Annotated in this window: 12 protein-coding genes and 2 riboswitches; of the genes, 2 read left to right on the forward strand and 10 right to left on the reverse strand. The window is 43.3% G+C overall.

Annotated elements, in window-relative coordinates:
- Nucleotides 1-5: 5 nt before the first annotated feature.
- The 10 genes from KQI87_RS04335 to KQI87_RS04380 form a co-directional block, all read right to left on the reverse strand.
- On the reverse strand, nt 6-557 hold the full coding sequence (locus KQI87_RS04335; protein WP_216459039.1) for a DUF3793 family protein: 552 nt from the start codon (nt 555-557) through the stop codon (nt 6-8).
- Nucleotides 558-966: 409 nt separating this feature from the next.
- Nucleotides 967-4,317 carry an AAA family ATPase gene (locus KQI87_RS04340; RefSeq protein ID WP_216459040.1) on the reverse strand — a complete coding sequence of 1,117 codons (3,351 nt, stop codon included), beginning with the start codon at nt 4,315-4,317 and terminating at the stop codon, nt 967-969.
- Nucleotides 4,314-5,450, reverse strand: a complete 1,137-nt coding sequence (locus KQI87_RS04345) for an exonuclease SbcCD subunit D (protein WP_216459041.1) — start codon at nt 5,448-5,450, stop codon at nt 4,314-4,316. Before KQI87_RS04345 ends, KQI87_RS04340 begins: the two co-directional genes overlap by 4 nt.
- 156 nt (nt 5,451-5,606) lie before the next feature.
- The gene (locus KQI87_RS04350; protein WP_216459042.1) at nt 5,607-6,350 is read right to left on the reverse strand and encodes a DeoR/GlpR family DNA-binding transcription regulator; all 744 of its coding nucleotides are present in this window, start codon (nt 6,348-6,350) and stop codon (nt 5,607-5,609) included.
- Between the two features lie 111 nt (nt 6,351-6,461).
- A complete protein-coding gene (locus tag KQI87_RS04355; protein ID WP_216459043.1) occupies nt 6,462-6,719 on the reverse strand; it encodes an HPr family phosphocarrier protein in 258 nt (85 codons plus the stop codon).
- A gap of 95 nt (nt 6,720-6,814) precedes the next feature.
- Nucleotides 6,815-8,728 carry a PTS fructose transporter subunit IIABC gene (locus KQI87_RS04360; protein ID WP_216459044.1) on the reverse strand — a complete coding sequence of 638 codons (1,914 nt, stop codon included), beginning with the start codon at nt 8,726-8,728 and terminating at the stop codon, nt 6,815-6,817.
- Between the two features lie 17 nt (nt 8,729-8,745).
- Nucleotides 8,746-9,657, reverse strand: coding sequence for a 1-phosphofructokinase (gene pfkB, locus KQI87_RS04365; RefSeq protein ID WP_216459045.1), 912 nt, complete (start codon nt 9,655-9,657; stop codon nt 8,746-8,748).
- 365 nt (nt 9,658-10,022) lie between these two features.
- Nucleotides 10,023-11,438 carry an alanine/glycine:cation symporter family protein gene (locus KQI87_RS04370; RefSeq protein WP_216459046.1) on the reverse strand — a complete coding sequence of 472 codons (1,416 nt, stop codon included), beginning with the start codon at nt 11,436-11,438 and terminating at the stop codon, nt 10,023-10,025.
- 137 nt (nt 11,439-11,575) lie between these two features.
- Nucleotides 11,576-11,708, reverse strand: a riboswitch (glycine riboswitch).
- Between the two features lie 9 nt (nt 11,709-11,717).
- A riboswitch (glycine riboswitch) is annotated at nt 11,718-11,805 on the reverse strand.
- A 194-nt stretch (nt 11,806-11,999) separates the two neighbouring features.
- A complete protein-coding gene (locus KQI87_RS04375) occupies nt 12,000-13,679 on the reverse strand; it encodes an acyl-CoA dehydratase activase (RefSeq protein ID WP_216459047.1) in 1,680 nt (559 codons plus the stop codon).
- The gene (locus KQI87_RS04380) at nt 13,672-14,943 is read right to left on the reverse strand and encodes a 2-hydroxyacyl-CoA dehydratase subunit D (RefSeq protein ID WP_216459048.1); all 1,272 of its coding nucleotides are present in this window, start codon (nt 14,941-14,943) and stop codon (nt 13,672-13,674) included. The genes KQI87_RS04375 and KQI87_RS04380 overlap by 8 nt, the downstream gene beginning before the upstream one ends.
- Nucleotides 14,944-15,237: 294 nt before the next feature.
- Here KQI87_RS04380 and KQI87_RS04385 point away from each other — a divergent pair, with 294 nt between their 5' ends.
- Nucleotides 15,238-17,013: an ABC transporter ATP-binding protein gene (locus tag KQI87_RS04385; RefSeq protein ID WP_216459049.1), complete on the forward strand. Its 1,776-nt coding sequence runs from the start codon at nt 15,238-15,240 to the stop codon at nt 17,011-17,013.
- Nucleotides 17,010-18,776: an ABC transporter ATP-binding protein gene (locus KQI87_RS04390; RefSeq protein WP_216459050.1), complete on the forward strand. Its 1,767-nt coding sequence runs from the start codon at nt 17,010-17,012 to the stop codon at nt 18,774-18,776. The genes KQI87_RS04385 and KQI87_RS04390 overlap by 4 nt, the downstream gene beginning before the upstream one ends.
- Nucleotides 18,777-18,819 lie beyond the last annotated feature (43 nt).

An 18,819-nucleotide genomic window follows, 5' to 3' on the forward strand; every position in this document is an offset into this window, starting at 1 on the left:
CTTTCTTATGCTGCCACTGTCAGCTGGCGTACACTTCTGCCCTGATTCCAGAGACGTACATATACACTGGTGCATTTCTTAAATCTTGCAAAAGCTTTTACTGCCTCACATTCATTGCAGTAAACCTTCCAGCATCCTACGCATTTACAATTCTGCCCTGCATTCTTGATAAACCCGATCACATCCCCTAGTGGATATCCCAGAAACAGCCCAATCTCATGAGGAAAATCTTCCCGCTGTGCCAGACGGCTTCTCAGTCTCTCCAGCGCGTATGCCGGTTCTGTACTCTCATATCCATATTTCTTCATGAAATTCGCTACACCAGGTTTCTTCAGATCTCTCTCCAGACTGGAAAAACGGCAGACATAGATTAATGCCTTGCTCTCGCTTTTGCGAAGTACTGTGAGGGAAACACCTTTTTCTCTTACACATTCATTAAAGCCTTCCACGCTTTTCCATAATTCTTCCTCAGATTCATATTTATATGTAAAAAGATTTCCGGTTTTAATAGATGCTAATGTAGGCGAGCAATGTTCGATCACAGATTTCTCCAGCATGTCAGGTTTCCTTTCTCAATGGCAGAATATAAGTTAGTATATGCTAACTAGCCGTCAAAAAATAAAGCTTTACGAAACATTCCATTGCTTCTTGTGTACCGTAAGGCTTGAATTTGCGGCTGCAGGAAGACCTGCAGCGGAGCAAGTTATTCATCTCTAACTTCATGTCTTAATATATACTATTTGAGATATTCTGTCAAGTTAATTTTGTATAACTTTTTTATTTTTGTAATTTTTGAAAAACAGAGGAATGCGTAAAAAACTTACACCCTCTGTTTTCAATCATTTTTCCTCTTGCTATTTTTTCCCAACTGCCAGATACTGTTTGCTCATAACCGAATAATTACTTCTTGAATCCAGCGAATATTTAAAACCGAAACAACAAAATTTACTCAATCTGGTTAGAAACTCAACTTTCTATGCAAATCACACTTCCGACTCCATCCTCTGTTCGTTTCTTAGTTACTATGATTTTTTTGTCTATACGTTCTTTAAGCTCGGCTACATGGGAAACGATTCCCACCAGTCTGCTTCCCTGACTGAGATCTTTTAAGGCACGGATTGCCTGATCAAGTGCATCTTCATCCAGAGAGCCGAAGCCTTCATCTACAAACATGGTATCAAGCTGGATTCCGCCAGAGCTTGACTGAATTTCATCGGAAAGTCCCAGTGCCAGAGATAAGGATGCCTGGAATGTTTCTCCTCCTGATAAGGTCTTGACACTTCGGACGGTTCCATTGTAATGATCTACTACATCCAGTTCCAATCCGGTTTTGCCCACTCTGCTCTTATTCTCTTTTCGACGGACTAATTCGTACTGACCGCTACTCATGGTCATCAGGCGGATATTGGCACGTGCAAGAATGCGGTCGAAATATTGCATCTGGATATACGTTTCCAGCATGATCCTTGCTTTGCCTGTGATCGTTCCATTCGCAGTGTCTGAGAGAGATTTCATCCATTTCCAGCGGGTTTCTGTTTTCAGAAGTTCCGTCTGCTGTCTGCGGATTTTTTCATACATGTCACCATTGATCTCCAGGCGGGCATGGATTTCATCACGGTCTGATAAAAGTGCTTTCTTTTGCTGTGTAAAACTTTCTTTCTGAACATTTAGTTCTTCAGCTGAAATATCTACGGACTCCTTTAACTGCTCTGTCAGAGATGTAATAACAGAATTCAATTCTGTCATTCGCTTCTCCAATGCTTCTTTCGTCTCTGTTACAATTTTATAATGTGCTTCAAGTGTCTGGCACTCCTGAGTCTGAAGCTGGATCTGAGACAGGATTTCCTCTTTCGCTCTCTCACCCAGTTCTTTTTTCATGCTCTCTTTTTGTTTCTTCATCTGTTCAGATCTGGACTTCTCTGCCGCTGTCTGCTGCTGATTTTGATTAATCTGGTCTGTAAGTGTTGTGAGTTCTGTCTGCAACTTACTGATCTGTGTCTCCAGTAGTTTTCTCTGCTCCAGAAGCGCTGTCAGTTCTTTTTGTTTCTGTTCCAGAATATCCTGCTGCTGTTTCAGCCATTCTGCTGCTTTCTTTCCCTGTAGCAGAAGCAGTGATACTTTTAGTCCTTCCTGCTGATACAATGCTTTACTATTCTGATCTTGCTGCAATTCTGAATCTGATTTCAGTTTCTGCTGTGTATCTTCACGCAGCCATGCGAATATTGGCTCCTCTAGTTGATTCTGTAACTGTTCCAGAATGCTCTCCTGCTGACTCTTCCTTTTTTCGAGACTGATCTGCAGCTTCTGAAATTCTTTTGCATGCTGTTCCAGTTTTCTGGTGAATTCTTCCTTTTTCTTCAGCAAATCCTGCTGAATTTTCTTCTGTTTCTGAATTTTTTCTAATTCTGTTTGTACCTGACTTTCCTGATCATTTACAAATAATCGTAATCCAGGATCATCAACTTCATTTCGAAGTATCTCCTCTGTCTTTTCCTCTGATAGAAATTGTACTGCATAGCTTTTAAGCCCTTCTGTCAGTTCTTCTTTTGAACGTTGTGCCAGCCCTGCAGCTTCTCCTGCCTGCACGCTTGCATCAGATGCCGCTTTTTCAGCAGTTTCTGCTGACATTTTCTGCTTTTTCAACTGTTCTTGTGAGGGAACTTCCTCTGGAATCTGCGTGAGCTTTGGATGATGAACTGAACCACATACCGGACACGGCATTCCATCCTGAAGATCAGCTGCCAGTACACCTGCCTGCGCATCCAGATAAGCCTGCTCCATTTTGTTCAGAACTTCTTTTATTTCCGCCCGTTTTTGAGAAGCTGCCAGATAAACCTTCTTCTTGCTCTCTGCTTCTTTTTCCAAATCCAGGCATCGTTTCTGCTGATCTTTCATTTTCTGTATCTGCTGTAAACGCATGATCAGACTATTCTCTTTTGTTTCCAGATTAGCACTGGAAGTAAGCTGTTCTTCCAGGTCATTCAGAGCCATTGTCATCTGTTCAGACTGCTTTTCCATTTCCTCGGACTGTGTTCCCAGATCTTTAATCTTTTTCAAAAGAAACTCCAGATTACCGCAATTCTTATAAACTCCCGCATAAAGATTATCTATCTTCTCTTTCTGAAAGTCTGTTTCTGCTTTTTCTTTTTCCGCACGGTCTGTTGCCTGATATTCTTTCTGCTTCTCTTCCAGTATTGCTTTTGTTTCTTTCTGATGATTTTGCAGTGCTGTACTGTCTGTTTTCAATTTCTCTATTAGTGCAGAAGTATCCGCTATTTCACTGATTAATTTTTCCAGGTTCGTATAACGGTTCAGATTCTCCTTTTCTTTCTGTATAGAAAATATCAACTGCTGAATCTTCTCGGGTTCCTTTGCTGCATTTTCTACATCTTTTTGTGCCTGCTCAAGCTGTGGAAACAGTATTTCTCTTTCTTTCAGAAGTTTCTCTTTTCTGGCTTTTGCATCTGCCTCTTTATGCACTTTTCCGAGAAGCTGGTTCACATTTTCCAGTTTTGTATCATTTTCTTTTATCTGCTTATTTAAAGCTTTCAGTGTATCTTTATCTGCTTTCAAAAACTGTTCCAGAATCTCCAGACCTTCTTCCAGATTTCCCTCAAACCCATTCTTTTCCATCAATGCCCACTGCTGTCCCAATGGATCTTCTGCAGAATATCTGACCTGTTCCGTATACTGACGGATACTTCTCAGCAGCTCTTTATATGCCTTGTCCAGACCGCCTGCCTCGAATTTTAGTTTCTCCTGGATCACTTTATAAATATCTGTATGGAAAAGTTTTCTGAAAATGTTACTGCGTTCCTCTGTATCAGCCAGAAGCAATTTTCTGAAATCTCCCTGTGCGATCATGGCAATCTGCGTAAACTGCTTCATATCCAGTCCGATCAGCTCTGTAACCGCCTGATTCACTTCCTTCAATTTCGTCACCGGAGCTCTCCCATCCGAAAAAGTAAGCAACGCCTCCCCTTTCTGGGTGGTCATTCCCGTACCTCTGGTCTTTGGCCGCTCATAATCCGGGCTTCTCTTCACTGTGTACACTGCATCCTTATATTCAAAAATATATTCCGCATAAGTAGGAGTCTCAGGCTTCGCATACTTACTTCTGAGCATGGATGCCTCCCGGACTCCTCCACTGGTCTCTCCATACAGCGCAAACGTAATCCCGTCAAAAATCGTTGTCTTTCCTGCACCTGTATCTCCAGTCACCAGAAAAAGTCCCTGACCTCCAAGCCGTGTAAAATCAATCACCGTTTCCCCTGCATACGGTCCAAATGCAGATAATGTCAGCTTCAATGGTTTCATGCGTGCGCCTCCTTCAGATTCTGGATCAGTTTCTCCACAAACTCTGCCTGCTCTTCTTTCATCGGTTCGTTATTCAGTAACTCATAAAACTCGCTAAACAATTCCAGTTCTGATTTCTGCTCCTGAGCCTCCACTGCCTGAACCTCCCGGTTCTCTCGTGTCCGTTTGTTATCATATTCCAAGCGCATCAGATTCGGATAAACCGTGCGCAGCTTCTGCAGTGCTCCCGGCACATCTTCTTCATCTGTCAGGGTGATCTGCAGATAATCTATCTTGTTCTCTGCCGTATAACTCTCCTTCGCCGTCACTTCCATATAAGTTCCCCTCAGCTTACGCATATCCCTTCTCGGAACCAGAGGTACCGTACTGATCTCCACATTCCCCTTCTCCAGAAGCTCCACAATTGTCACAGACTTCTTGTGATCTGCTTCCGAAAAAGAATACTTCAGCGGTGTTCCACTGTAACGTAAAGTCTCTCTTCCCATCTTCTGAGGTCTGTGGATGTGTCCAAGCGCCACATAATCAAAATCATCAAACACCTCCGCACTGACATTGTCAAGACCACCCACCGAAGTCTCCTCCGAATCACTCCGGTCTGCTCCCGTCACAAACTGATGCGCCACCAGAATATTTCTCTGTGTCGTATCAATCTCACACTCCTGCAAAGCAGCCATGACACTCTCCTCATAAGTATTAATATCATCTTTCTGCAAGGCATGCCGCACCATCGCCGGTTTCAGAAATGGCAGAAGATATAGTGATATCAGGCCATACTGATCTTCCAATTCAATCCTCTTCATTTCTCCGTCATAAACCTGCGAAATAAAAATATCACTGTTCTCAAACAGCTTTGCCCCAAAAGAAAGCCTCTCTGCCGAATCATGATTTCCGCTGATCATATAAACCGGAATCTTCTCCTTCGCCAGCCTCGTAATAAACTCATCAAACAACTGCACCGCCTCCGCTGACGGCACTGTCTTATCATAAACATCCCCGGCGATCAGAACCCCATCAACTTTCTGATCCTCAAAAATCCTCAGCATCTGATTCAGAATATATCTCTGATCCTCCAGCATAGAAAAATCATGCACTCTTTTCCCAATATGCAGATCCGCAATATGCGCAAACTTCATCCCACATCTCTCCATTCCAAATTTCATTACTGTCTATCATTTTAGCAAAAAAACATCAAAAAAAGAAGAGTCAGTTCTCATGCCTGACTCTCCCTTTCCATCCTGTCATTTCAATACAGGAAATGAAAAATCTCTTCTATTTTAACATTTAACCAATTAACTTACCTTCAGAATATTTCTGCTCTCCCGATATTCCTCTGGAATCTCTTCTGTCAGGATGTGAGCATCCCGGAATTCACCGAAAGTTACGGAACTTACCTGACCGAATTTGGATTCGTCTGCAAGGATATAGGCATCTTTGCATTGTTTCATCGCTGTGCCCTTTACAATTGCTTCGTTGGTGTCCGGTGTTGTGAATCCTTCTCTTCTAGTGATCCCGTTGGTTCCGAAGAATCCCTTTGTGAAGTGATACATCTGAATCATCTGCATTGCCTGACTGCCTACAACTGCCTCTGTGGAACTCTTCAGCTCCCCTCCGATCAGGTAAACGCGGATGCCCATCTTTGCCAGGGTTTGAGCGTGAGATACTGCGTTTGTGACAAAAGTGGCTCTTGTATTCTCCAGATATTCCAGCATCAGACCGGTAGTGGTTCCTGCATCCAGATAGACGAAATCATCTGATGTGATCAGACTGGCTGCATATTTTGCGATTTTTTTCTTTTCTTCCTTGTTTAATTCTGATTTCTGCGCTACAGTAGGTTCGTAAGCCGTTACTTTATGATTTAATGCTACCGCACCACCGAAAACCTTCGTCAGTTTTCCTGCTTTGTCCAGTGCGGTAATGTCTCTGCGTACTGTTGATTCCGACGCATTCAGAAGCTCTTTTAACTCCGTTACTGTAACACTCTTTTTTTCTTCCAGAAGTTTCAGAATAATATCAAATCTCTGTTCTGTCAGCATGTGCTTCTGCCTCCGTTGTATATTTACTCTACTCTGATATCTCATTATAACAGAGACAGGAGATGAATACATCATCTCCTGTCTGTCGTTTCTTATATTCGATTCAGTAAATTACAGGTTTTCCTGCATGAATTTGCTTACTGCTTCATATGCTGCTTCTTCATCAGCACCTTCGATTGTGAATGTTACTTCATGACCTTTCTTAACACCAAGTCCCATCAGTGCAAGAAGTTTTCTGCAGTCTACTTTCTTTCCTTCTTTTTCGATTGAGATAGTGGATTCAAAACCTTTGACCAGTTTTACAAGCTCTCCTGCAGGACGTGCGTGGATTCCTTCGTTGTCTGTGATTACATACTTAAATTCTTTCATTTTGATATCCTCCATGTTCTTTATTATTGCTTTTCTTATTTTTATCTGCTGACCTTTTCTATGCCGGTAGTGACCAGACAGATATTTCTCACTGCTTATGCTACTTTCTTCTTTAACAGGCCAAGCAGAACTGCGGAGATTACTGTTCCCACAACCAGTGCAACCAGATACATAACTGCGTTTCCAACTACAGGGAATACGAAGATTCCACCGTGTGGTGCCATCAGTGTACAGTTGAATGCCATGGAAATCGCTCCTGCGACTGCGGATCCGATGATACAGGATGGAAGTACACGAAGCGGGTCAGATGCTGCGAATGGGATCGCACCTTCTGTGATAAATGCAAGACCCATAATGAAGTTTGTCGGACCTGCGTTTCTCTCTTCTTTTGTGAACTTATCCTTGAACAGCAGTGTTGCCAGTGCGATCGCACACGGAGGTGTCATACCACCGATCATAACTGCTGCCATAATATCATAGTTGCCTGCTGCAATTGCAGCTGTTCCAAATACATATGCTGCTTTGTTGAACGGGCCGCCCATATCAATAGCCATCATTCCGCCAAGCACCATACCCAATATTACTTTACTAGAACTTCCCATTCCTGTCAAGGCATTGTTCAGTCCTGTATTGATACCACCCATGATCGGCTCTACAATAAATGTCATTAAGAGTCCCATAACAAGGATTCCGACTACAGGATAAATTAAAACAGGTGCAATCTTTTCCAGTGCTTCCGGAAGTTTATCACATAATTTACGAAGACCAAGAATGATATATCCCGCTGCAAAACCTGCAAGTAATGCACCAAGGAAACCAGATTTTCCGTTTGCTGCCATCATACCGCCTACCAGACCAAGTGCAAGTGCAGGTCTGTCACCGATCGCCATTGCAATAAATCCTGCCAGAATTGGAAGCATGAATCCAAATGCTGTATCACCGATACCTTTAAACAGAGCTGCGATCGGAGTGATCGTACCAAAGTTTGATCTCTGATCTGCCGGAAGCGCACTCAAATCTACACTCAATCCATCGATCAGAAATGCGATCGCGATCAGGATACCTCCGCCTACAACTAATGGAAGCATATGGGATACACCATTCATCAGCTGTGTATAGATTTTATGTCCGACGCTGCCTCCGGATTTTGTACTGGAGGAAGAGACCTGAGAACCGGCTGCTGCGTGGTAGACCGGTGCATCCCCGTTAATTGCTCTCTCGATCAGCTGGTCAGCTTTGCTAATTCCGTCTGATACCTGGCATTCGATCACTTTCTTGCCATCGAAACGCTCCATCGGAACCTTGGCATCTGCTGCGACGATAATACAGTCTGCATCAGCAATCTCCTGATCTGTCAGCACGTTCTTTGCACCGCCGGATCCTCTGGTTTCAATCTTGACAAAACAGTTCTTTGCTTTTGCAGCTTTTTCAATTCCTTCCGCCGCCATGTAAGTATGCGCAATACCGGTCGGACAAGAAGTAACCGCAAGGATCTTTGCCTGTGTTCCTTCTGCTGATCCGGTATCTGCGAGTCTTTCATCAATATCTTTCTTTTCACTGTCTGCCTTATCAATGATGTCCATAAACTCATCTACAGAAGATGCGTTGCGAAGAGATTCTGTAAATTCTTCATCCATCAGCATCACGGAGAGCTTGCTGAGCACATCCAGGTGAATGTTGTCCTCTGTATTCGGTGCTGCGATCAGGAATAATAAGGTTACAGGTTCGTCATCAAGTGCCTCGAACTCTACACCGTTTTTGATGACCATTGCTGCAAGTCCCGGTTTCTTAACTGCATCACATTTACCATGAGGAATGGCGATTCCCTCACCAATACCTGTCGTACTCTCTTCTTCTCTTAAATATACCTGTTTACGATAAGCTTCACGGTCGCTGATCTTTTCACTCTTTACCATCAGATCAACTGCCATATCCAGAGTTTCTGACTTTGTTTTTGGAGCAGCTGTCAGCGATACGCTCCGTCTGTCAAGCAGATCTGTTATTCTCATCTCTTCTTCCCCCTTTATTATTTTTCGGTTACCTGGCGATAAACCGCTTCAATTTCTTCTTTTGTTGCAAGATTCTCAGAAAATGCACTTGCACTTCCTGCTGCAATTCCCATATGGAATGCATGCTCATAATCTTTCTTTTCCATCCATCCGGCTACGAAACCGGCTACCATGGAATCTCCGGCACCTACACCATTTACCAGTTTGCCTTTTGGTGCGGGTTCTTCAAATACCTGTCCGTCCTCTGCTACCAGAACTGCACCTTCGCCTGCCATGGAGATCAGCACATTTCTTGCACCTTTTTCCTGGAGTTTCTTTCCGTACGGGATCACATCTTCTCTTGTCTTTAATTCCACACCGAAGATCTCACCCAGCTCATGATTATTTGGCTTTACAAGGAATGGATGATATTTCAGGACATTGACCAGAAGATCCTTTGTCGCATCCACCACGATCATCACACCTTTTCCATCCAGTCTTGCCATGATCTGTTCATACATATCGTCCGGCATGGAAGATGGAATACTGCCTGCCAGGAAAAGTATATCACCTTCACCAAGTCCGTCCAGCTTCTTCATCAGTTCCTCTACTTTATCCTTGCTGATCACCGGTCCTGCACCATTGATCTCAGTTCCGTCGATAGATTTCAGTTTAAGATTGATCCTTGAAACTCCTTCGCTGATCTGAATGAACTCAGATCTCACTCCCATTTCCTGTAATCTGCGGATAATCTCTTCTCCCACAAATCCAGCTGTAAATCCAAGTGCTGTGTTCTCAATCCCCAGATTCATAAGAACTGTAGAAACATTGATTCCCTTTCCGCCCGGAAGCATCAGCTCTGAACTTGTTCTGTTTGTCAGTCCCAGTTTAAAATCATCTACTGAAACGATGTAGTCCAGAGACGGATTAAAAGTTACTGTGTAGATCATCTCTTCTTTCCCTCCCGTTTATATTATCATGTCTTTCTTGCATGTTCGTGACTGCCTTTTGTTTATGGTCTTAGTATACCGTCATATTTATTCAAAGTCAATCAAACTAATTCATAAAAATGAGGATCGTTTTTGGTTGAGATTGCACAAAAATCGGCCGGAATTTTTCTGTTTCCGTTCAAACTCAGTCATTTCTTTTCATAATTCAATAATTTGCCCGCAAATCTAACGGACATTCACAAACTGCATTCACCACCTGTCCATAACTATTTATATCCAAACAGAAAAAATCCTCTGACCTGGATATTAACTCCACAATCAGAGGATTCTCTGTTTTCTGTTATTTTATTACGTTTTATGATTCTTTACATTTTGTGCTTCTCTGCTGCAAAGAATTCTTTTGTTTCTTTTACGATCACTCCGCTCAGTGCAAACAGTGCGATCATATTCGGAATTGCCATCAGTCCGTTGAAGATATCTGCGATGGTCCATACTGCACTTACTGTCATATACGGTCCGATAAATACTGCCAGAATGTAAAGCCAGCGATATGTAAAGATTGTTTTCTTATGTCCGTGTGTCAGATATTCCAGACATCTTTCACTGTAATAATCCCATCCAAGGATTGTTGTAAATGCGAAGAATACCAGACAGATCATCAATACAAATGCGGAAACCTGTCCAGGGATCGGAAGTCCGTGCTGGAATGCATAGGTAGTTACCTGAACACCTTCCAGACCTTCTACCTGCCATGCACCTGTCAGTACAATGGAAAGACCTGTCATTGTACAGATTACAATAGTATCAATGAATGTACCTGTCATACTTACAAGACCCTGACGTACAGGCTCTTTTGTCTGAGCTGCTGCAGCTGCGATCGGTGCACTACCAAGTCCGGCTTCGTTTGAGAAAATACCACGGGCAACACCTTTCTGCATAGCAACGATCATAGTACCTACCATACCACCTGTTACAGCGGATGGATTAAATGCTCCTTTGACAACTGTTACGATTGCTGCAGGGATTTCTGTAATATTTAAAAGAATCAATGCAACACTGAAGATCAGATAAATAACTGCCATAAACGGTACAATAATCTGGCTGACTGTTGCGATTCGTTTCAGACCTCCGATCAGGATCGCTGCAACACATGCTGCAAGGATCAGAGAAGAAATTACAACTGCCCAGGAATATTCTCCAAGGAACGGGATATTTACACAGTTTGATTTGTTCGGGTCAAAGAAGTTCTGAACTGCACTGGAAATACCATTTACCTGGCTGAATGTACCGATTCCGAAAAGACCTACGCATACACCAAAGAATGCGAAAATTTTTGCAAGCCATTTCCATTTCGGTCCCATACCTTTCTCAATATAATAGAAAGGACCGCCAAGGCTGTGACCATCTTCTGCTACCACACGGTATTTAACTGCAAGAAGACCTTCGGAAAATTTTGTTGCCATTCCAAAGAATGCTGCAACGATCATCCAGAATAAAGCGCCAGGGCCACCTGCACAGACAGCAGTTGCAACACCGACGATATTACCGGTACCAATAGTAGCACTCAGTGCTGTACATAAAGCTGCGAAACTTGAAATCTCACCGTCGCCTTCTTCTTCGTTCTTAAACATCCATTTCAGTGCAAGGGGGAGTCTTCGTATCTGAAGAAGTCCAAGTCTGGCAGTTAACAGAATACCACCTGCCATGATCAGGATCATAAGGGGCACGCCCCAGACGAGATCGTCTACAGTAGATAAAAATGAATTGATCGCTTCCCACATAATAATAAATCTCCTTTTTCTTTTAAAAAGTGTAATATATTGTACAGCTGGGAAACAAAGTAATAACAGACCGTTTCAGAAATTAGAAAGTTCAGAAAATACTGTCCATATATTCCATATGGATCAGCGGGGATGATAAAGCATCCTCTGTCCTTTTGCCTGAGAGATTCAAGACACGGGTCAGATAACCATTTGTCGGCGGTTATATGATAGTCCATGTTATTTGCACCTTCGGCCCCCGATCTAACGGGTGTCTCCAGAGAAACGATCCATTTGCAGTTCTTCCCTGCGTCCAGGGAACCTGAGAGTTTTACTCCTTCGGCGGGTATAGCCTTTTGTGCGGCTTCCACTTTCCTGCAAACTTCACCTCGTTAATTTGCTGTTACTGTGTTATACTATAGCTCCTAATTTTGAACTCGTCAATAGAAAATTAAACTTTTATAAAAAAAGTATAAAATATGGAAATTTTTTTCATTCCATTTATGAATACTTTATAGTCAAGCGGATATCATCTTATCTTTCTAACCCGTGCCGGTAAATATCAGACTAAATTAAAATTATTTACGCATTTACCATATCAGCTGCAAACAGCGCAGCACCAAGTGCACCGCAAAGCTGCGCTTTATCACTGATCACCAGTTTTGTGCCAAGTTTTTCTTCCAGTGTCTTTACCAGCCCCTTGTTCTTGGAAACACCGCCGGTCATCATAAACTTTTCTTCTCCGCCTACACGTCTGGTAAGAGCTGCAGTCTTTACAGCAACCGCTTTATTCAATCCATGAACAATGTCATCTGTCGCTTTGTTCTGTGCGATCAGGGATACAACCTCTGATTCCGCAAATACTGTACACATACTGGAAATTGTAATATCTTCTTTGAATTCCAGACCACACTCACTCATCTGATCCAGGCTCATTTCCATTGTACGTGCCATCATTTCCAGAAATCGTCCGGTACCTGCCGCACATTTATCATTCATAACAAAGTTTGCGACCGCACCATTCTCATCCAGACGGATCACCTTACTGTCCTGCCCGCCGATATCAATAACTGTCCGCACTTCCGGATTCAGGAAATGAGCACCTCTGGCATGACAGGTGATCTCTGTGATACTCTTATCACCATTCTTAATAGCAGTACGTCCATATCCGGTGGTAACCAGCGCATCAATGTCTTCTCTCTGCAGATCGGCCTGTTTCAGCGCCTCTGCCAGCGCACGGTCTGCACCAATAGCAGCACCTGCACCTGTAGGCAGGATAATGCTGGTAACGATTTCATGTTCTTTATTCAGAATTACCACATCTGTACTTGTAGAACCACTGTCAATTCCTGCAAAATAACCTTTTCCCATTTTTCTCTCTCCTTTTGTGTCAACCTCTATGGTCTGCTCCAGTTTCTCAGGCTGAATACTCTCTGCAAAAGCCTCCAACCTGGTAAGAAGCTGACCGCTGCTTTGAATGGTATAATCTGATTCGATTTTTAAAAGCGGTACATCTGTATGATTCTTAATATCCGCATATTCAAAACTATAGAAATCGCAGAATTTCACTGTATGATAAATAATTCCCGCAACAGACGGATCATTATAAAGTTTCTTACGGCCTGTCGGATCCATCATACGCATACATGGAATCTGTCCCAGAATTTCCCCTGCATACCAATCCATCAGTTCATCAAAGGAAGCAGTCTCCGGCGGAAGCACATTTCCTACAGAGCGGTTATGTACACAGGTATCATTCTCTACAGGAAGAGGCATAGCCTTACTGGTCATTTCAAATAATTCCTGTCCCATTCTCGCTCCGAGCACTGCAATATGAGGCTTTGTAATTTTCTCAGGGGCATGAAAGGCAGTTCTGAATTTATCTGTATTAAATTCTGTACCTTTATACTTTGCATAAGCTTTTGCCAGCCCTTTCAACTGTACTGCCATTCGCTCCCTGCTGCAGGCACTGTCACAGTGAAGCACATCCAGAATATATAGGAAATCCAGCTTACCGCTCTCCAGAAGAATATCATATACACTTCGGATCGTATCGCAGCAGCTTACCAGAACAAGCTCCCTGATCTTTCCCTCCATAACTCCTTCCAGAAGCGTTTTTCCAAAGCCGCAGATATTCGGATGAGAAACCTGATCTGCAAGGTCAAAGCCATCCGGCATATGGTTAAAATTCTCACATTCCCCGCCAAGAGATTCCAGAAGCTCGACCGGGGTATATTTACAGACATAGTATGTTTTATTCATTTTCCGCACCTCCCAGCATTTCCAGAAAAGCTCCCAGTCTGGTGGATGTCTGTCCCTCTCCTCCGTGGCTTCTGTCACAGCCGTCACCATCCAGGATCAGAAGCGGTAAGCCTGCCTCCTCAAATTTCTTCTTCGCAAGCTGTGCAGCACCAAGCGTATGTTTACATCCCCAGTGACCAAACCACACTGCTCCGTCTGCTCCCGCCTGTTTCGCATGGCGGATTCCTGCTTCGATTCTTCTCAGTGCACTTCCGTTCAGTGAATGATATACCATTCTTCTGGCCATAGCTTCAAATGGTTTCTCCGGATCAAAATCCGGCTCACAGGTTTCTGCCAGTTCACATCCCACAATCTGGGCTTTCTCGCTGAAGCAAAGTTCCTGACGAACTGCATCAGACCAGAATGGAATCGTATGCATCCAGTAAATATGTTTGCCTTTCGCTGCAGGTGCTTTCTTAATATCCTCAAGAAGCATCTGTGTATATTTCTCCTCTTCTGCTGTTCCAAGCAGGATATTATTTGTCATTCCTGCATACAGCGGAGTAACCAGATCAGACGGCACATATCTGTCCGCACGCATCTGCTGATATTTTTTATAATTCTCCAGAGTCCGCCTGCTGCATGCAAGACGGTTCTTCAGTGCATCTTCAGAGATTGTTTTACCTGTATTTTTTTCCAGAAATGCTTTTAACTCTTTTAACTGATCTGCCACATATTGCACATTCTCCTCATTCTGCTGCCACGGCACATCAATGGCAAATGCTGGCACCTGGTAAAAATCGGCCAGTGTACGGAATGTCAGCAGGTTAGCATCGCAGGTTAAATTCGTATAAACAATACATTTGGGCTTCGGCAACAGCCCTTTCTGTGCCGCGCCAAGAAATGTCTTATGATAACTGCACAGTGTCTCGGCAATCCCCTGATTCTCTGCCTGCTGCAGAAATGCTCTCTCTGCTTTGCTCGCAGAAAGATAACAGGAAAATCCTTCTACATTATAAGGATGTAATCCCACCTCCTGCATCATTTCGCAGGGTGTAAAAATACTTACAATAACAGAATCCTCCGGTTTCTGAAGTGGACGCAGCATGGTATCCATCATCAGATTTGCAAGATGTCTGTCTGCGGGCATCAGTCTTTTATCCTGCATAAAGCAAAATTTCAGGTTCTGTGCCTCCCATCCCGTTTTTAACAGCCAGCGGGCGGATTCCGGCTTTGAGTTAGTCAAATTTTCCACATAATGACCAAATGTCTCGATAATCTGCATAGTCTTCTTCCTCATTATGGTTATCATAATTTATCAGTTTTCAGCGCATATTTTTCAGTAGAAAGAAACAATTTCTATTATAACGTTTGATCTTCAAAATAAAATAGCGCTATCAAATATTTTAGTGATATATTTTTTTGAAGTCAAGCTGAATTTTCTCCAAAATTTACCTGTTTTTGTACATTCTTCTTGACAAAAAAGTCTCAAATGGTACACTTTTGGTTGTATTATTTTTCAGAAAAAGGAAGTAATATAATATAGGAAAGATTTTTTAGGAAAGGAAGGAATTTAAAAATGCGTTCATTAGCAGTTTATTTAAAGAACTACAAAAAAGAAAGTATTCTGGCGCCATTTTTTAAATTTCTGGAAGTTGTATTCGACCTGATCGTGCCGATCATCATCGCACAAATCATCGACGTCGGTATCGCAAACCACGACAACGGATATATCATCCAGAGATTTTTTATTCTTATTTTAATGGCAGCCTTCGGTCTTACCTGTAGCATCACGGCTCAGTTCTTCGCAGCCAAAGCCAGCGTAGGATTTGCCACCAAATTAAGACAGGCAGTTTATGATCATGTTCAGCGTCTGTCCTTTACAGAACTTGATACTCTCGGAACAGACACACTGATCACCAGACTTACCGATGATATCAACCAAGTTCAAAATGGTCTGAATATGGGACTTCGTCTTCTTCTTCGAAGCCCGTTCATCGTACTGGGATCCATGGTCATGGCGTTCACTATCGACTTCAAATGCGCACTGGTCTTCGCTGTTGCTATTCCATTTCTGTTTCTGGTTGTCTTTGTCATCATGTTTCTCAGTATCCCGCTGTTCAAGAAAGTACAGGGAAAACTGGACACTGTTACAGGTCTGACAAGACAGAACCTGACAGGTGTGCGTGTGATCCGTGCATTCTGCCGTGAGAAAGAAGCAGTACAGGAATTTGACACCCGTAATGACGAACTGACAAAGTTAAACCTCTTTGTCGGAAGACTTTCTGCTTTGTTAAATCCTGTTACTTATGTACTGATCAACATCGCAACGGTTATCCTGATCCAGAAAGCCGGCGTTGAAGTAAACTTAGGCAGCATGCAGCAGGGACAGGTTGTTGCCCTGTACAACTACATGGCTCAGATGATCGTCGAACTGATCAAGCTTGCATCCCTGATCATCACCTTAAACAAATCCGCAGCATGTGCAGGACGTGTGGCAGATATCCTGAAAGTAAAATCTACCATGGATTATCCAACAGCTACTTCTGCTTCCGCTGCTTCTTCTGATGATGCAGTTGTATTTGATGATGTCACTTTCGAATACAGCGGAGCCGGAGCGCCAAGCCTTTCACATATCAGCTTCTCTGTTAAGAAAGGTCAGACAGTTGGTATCATCGGCGGTACAGGAAGCGGTAAAACCACTCTGGTCAATCTGATCTCCAGATTCTACGACGCAACCAAAGGAACTGTACTTCTGGATGGTCAGAATATCGAGAATTACGAAAGAAATGACCTCCGTTCCAGAATCGGTGTTGTCCCGCAGAAAGCTGCCCTCTTCAAAGGCACGATCCGTGACAATATGAAGTGGGGACGTGAAGATGCCACTGACGAATATCTGTGGCAGGCACTTACTACCGCTCAGGGAAAAGAAGTCGTAGAAGGTAAACCAGGTCAGCTTGATTTCGAGCTGGAACAGAACGGCAAGAATCTCTCCGGTGGTCAGAAGCAGCGACTTACCATTGCCCGTGCTTTGGTAAAGAAACCAGAGATTCTGATCCTGGATGACAGTGCCAGCGCTCTCGACTTCGCAACAGACGCAGCACTGCGTAAGTCTCTCAACAGACTTGACTGGAATGTAACTACTTTTCTGGTATCCCAGAGATCTTCCAGTATCCAGCAGGCAGATCTGATCCTTGTTCTCGACAATGGAAATCTGGCAGGCAAAGGTACTCACGCTGAGTTACTACAGACCTGTGAAACATACCGCGAGATCTATTTCTCTCAGTTTCCTGAAGAGAGGGCAAAATATGCCTCTGCACCTGCAGGTGGTATGATGACGGAGGTGACAGTATGAGCCAAGTAACAGCAAAAGATACATCAAAGGGAAAAAGCTCTGAGACCTTTTTCAAAGTACTGCGCTTCATCGGAAGATACCGTTTCCTGCTGATCCTCAGTATCGCACTGGCAGCAGTTTCTGTGGTTTTGCAGTTATATGTCCCAATCCTGTTCGGTAATGCCATTGATCAGGTTGTTGCCAAATATCAGGTTAATTTCGAAATGATGTGGTATTATCTGTCACGTATCCTGGTAATGGTTATTCTTTCTTCTGTTGCCACATGGCTGATGAATGCCATCAACAACCGTATGACCTACCAGACAGTAAAAGATATCCGTGCAAAAGCAATCCGCCATATTCAGAAGCTTCCGCTCTCTTACCTTGACGGACACAGCACCGGTGATATCATCAGCCGTGTAATTGCAGATGCAGATATTCTTTCAGATGGTCTGCTGCTTGGATTTACTCAGCTGTTCTCAGGAATCGTAACCATCATCGGAACACTGATCTTCATGTTTTCCAAGAACTTCTGGATCACACTGATGGTCATTGTCCTGACACCATTAAGCTTCCTGGTAGCAAAATTTATTTCCTCACATACCTTCCAGATGTTCCGGAAACAGAGTGAAGCCCGTGGACGCCAGACAGCTCTTATCGAGGAAATGATCGGAAACCAGAAAGTTGTTCAGGCTTTTGGATATGAAGATAAATCTTCTGAGCGTTTCGCAAAACTTAATGAAGAATTACAGGACTGCAGTCAAAAGGCAGTTTTCTACAGCAGTCTTACCAACCCTTCCACACGTTTTGTAAACAATGTAATTTATGCATGTGTAGCACTTGTAGGTGCTTTTATCATTCCGGGAGGCAGACTGACAGTCGGCGGTCTTTCCGTACTTCTCTCCTATGCCAATCAGTATATGAAGCCATTCAATGATATCAGTTCTGTTGTCACAGAGCTTCAGAACGCACTTGCATGCGCAGGCAGAATCTTTGATCTGCTTGAAGAAGAACCGGAAGTTGCAGAAGCTTCTAACACACTGGAAAATGTAAAAGGTGAAGTGGATATCAAGAATGTATGCTTCCATTATGATGAGTCAAAAAAACTGATCGAGGACTTCAATCTTCATGTAAAACCTGGTATGCGTGTTGCTATCGTGGGGCCCACCGGATGCGGTAAATCAACCTTTATCAACCTTCTGATGAGATTCTATGATGTAAATGCCGGTTCTATTTCCGTTGACGGTAAACCAATTAAAGACATTACCCGTCATTCTCTGAGAAGCAGCTATGGTATGGTGCTTCAGGAAACATGGATCAAAAACGGAACCGTCCGTGACAATATCTCTATTGGAAAACCGGACGCTACAGATACTGAGATCATCGAAGCAGCCAAGCTTACCCATAGCTGGGAATTTATCCAGCGTCTTCCTAAAGGACTGGATACCATGCTTAACGAGGACAGCTTAAGTCAAGGACAGAAACAGCTTCTGTGTATCACACGAGTTATGCTCTGCCTGCCTCCGATGCTGATTCTGGATGAGGCTACTTCCAGTATCGATACCAGAACAGAATTACAGATTCAGGAAGCATTTGAACGAATGATGGAGGGAAGAACAAGCTTTATCGTTGCTCACCGTCTCTCCACGATCCGCAATTCAGATCTGATCCTTGTTATGAAAGACGGAAGTATTATTGAACAGGGTACACATGATGAACTGATCGCGAAGGGCGGCTTTTATCATACTCTGTATAACAGCCAGTTTGCTAAGGTTTCTGAATAATCGCCCTTCAGCAACAAGTTCTTTTCATTACCAGTTGAAATAA

It is taken from the genome of Blautia sp. MSJ-9 (genome assembly GCF_018919065.1).
Lineage (GTDB): Bacteria > Bacillota > Clostridia > Lachnospirales > Lachnospiraceae > Blautia_A.

Coding starts and splice junctions, on each gene's coding strand:
- KQI87_RS04335 (WP_216459039.1), bottom strand. CDS start 557: ATGCTGGAGAAATCTGTGATCGAACATTGCTCGCCTACATTAGCATCT.
- KQI87_RS04340 (WP_216459040.1), bottom strand. CDS start 4,317: ATGAAACCATTGAAGCTGACATTATCTGCATTTGGACCGTATGCAGGG.
- KQI87_RS04345 (WP_216459041.1), bottom strand. CDS start 5,450: ATGAAGTTTGCGCATATTGCGGATCTGCATATTGGGAAAAGAGTGCAT.
- KQI87_RS04350 (WP_216459042.1), bottom strand. CDS start 6,350: ATGCTGACAGAACAGAGATTTGATATTATTCTGAAACTTCTGGAAGAA.
- KQI87_RS04355 (WP_216459043.1), bottom strand. CDS start 6,719: ATGAAAGAATTTAAGTATGTAATCACAGACAACGAAGGAATCCACGCA.
- KQI87_RS04360 (WP_216459044.1), bottom strand. CDS start 8,728: ATGAGAATAACAGATCTGCTTGACAGACGGAGCGTATCGCTGACAGCT.
- pfkB (WP_216459045.1), bottom strand. CDS start 9,657: ATGATCTACACAGTAACTTTTAATCCGTCTCTGGACTACATCGTTTCA.
- KQI87_RS04370 (WP_216459046.1), bottom strand. CDS start 11,438: ATGTGGGAAGCGATCAATTCATTTTTATCTACTGTAGACGATCTCGTC.
- KQI87_RS04375 (WP_216459047.1), bottom strand. CDS start 13,679: ATGAATAAAACATACTATGTCTGTAAATATACCCCGGTCGAGCTTCTG.
- KQI87_RS04380 (WP_216459048.1), bottom strand. CDS start 14,943: ATGCAGATTATCGAGACATTTGGTCATTATGTGGAAAATTTGACTAAC.
- KQI87_RS04385 (WP_216459049.1), top strand. CDS start 15,238: ATGCGTTCATTAGCAGTTTATTTAAAGAACTACAAAAAAGAAAGTATT.
- KQI87_RS04390 (WP_216459050.1), top strand. CDS start 17,010: ATGAGCCAAGTAACAGCAAAAGATACATCAAAGGGAAAAAGCTCTGAG.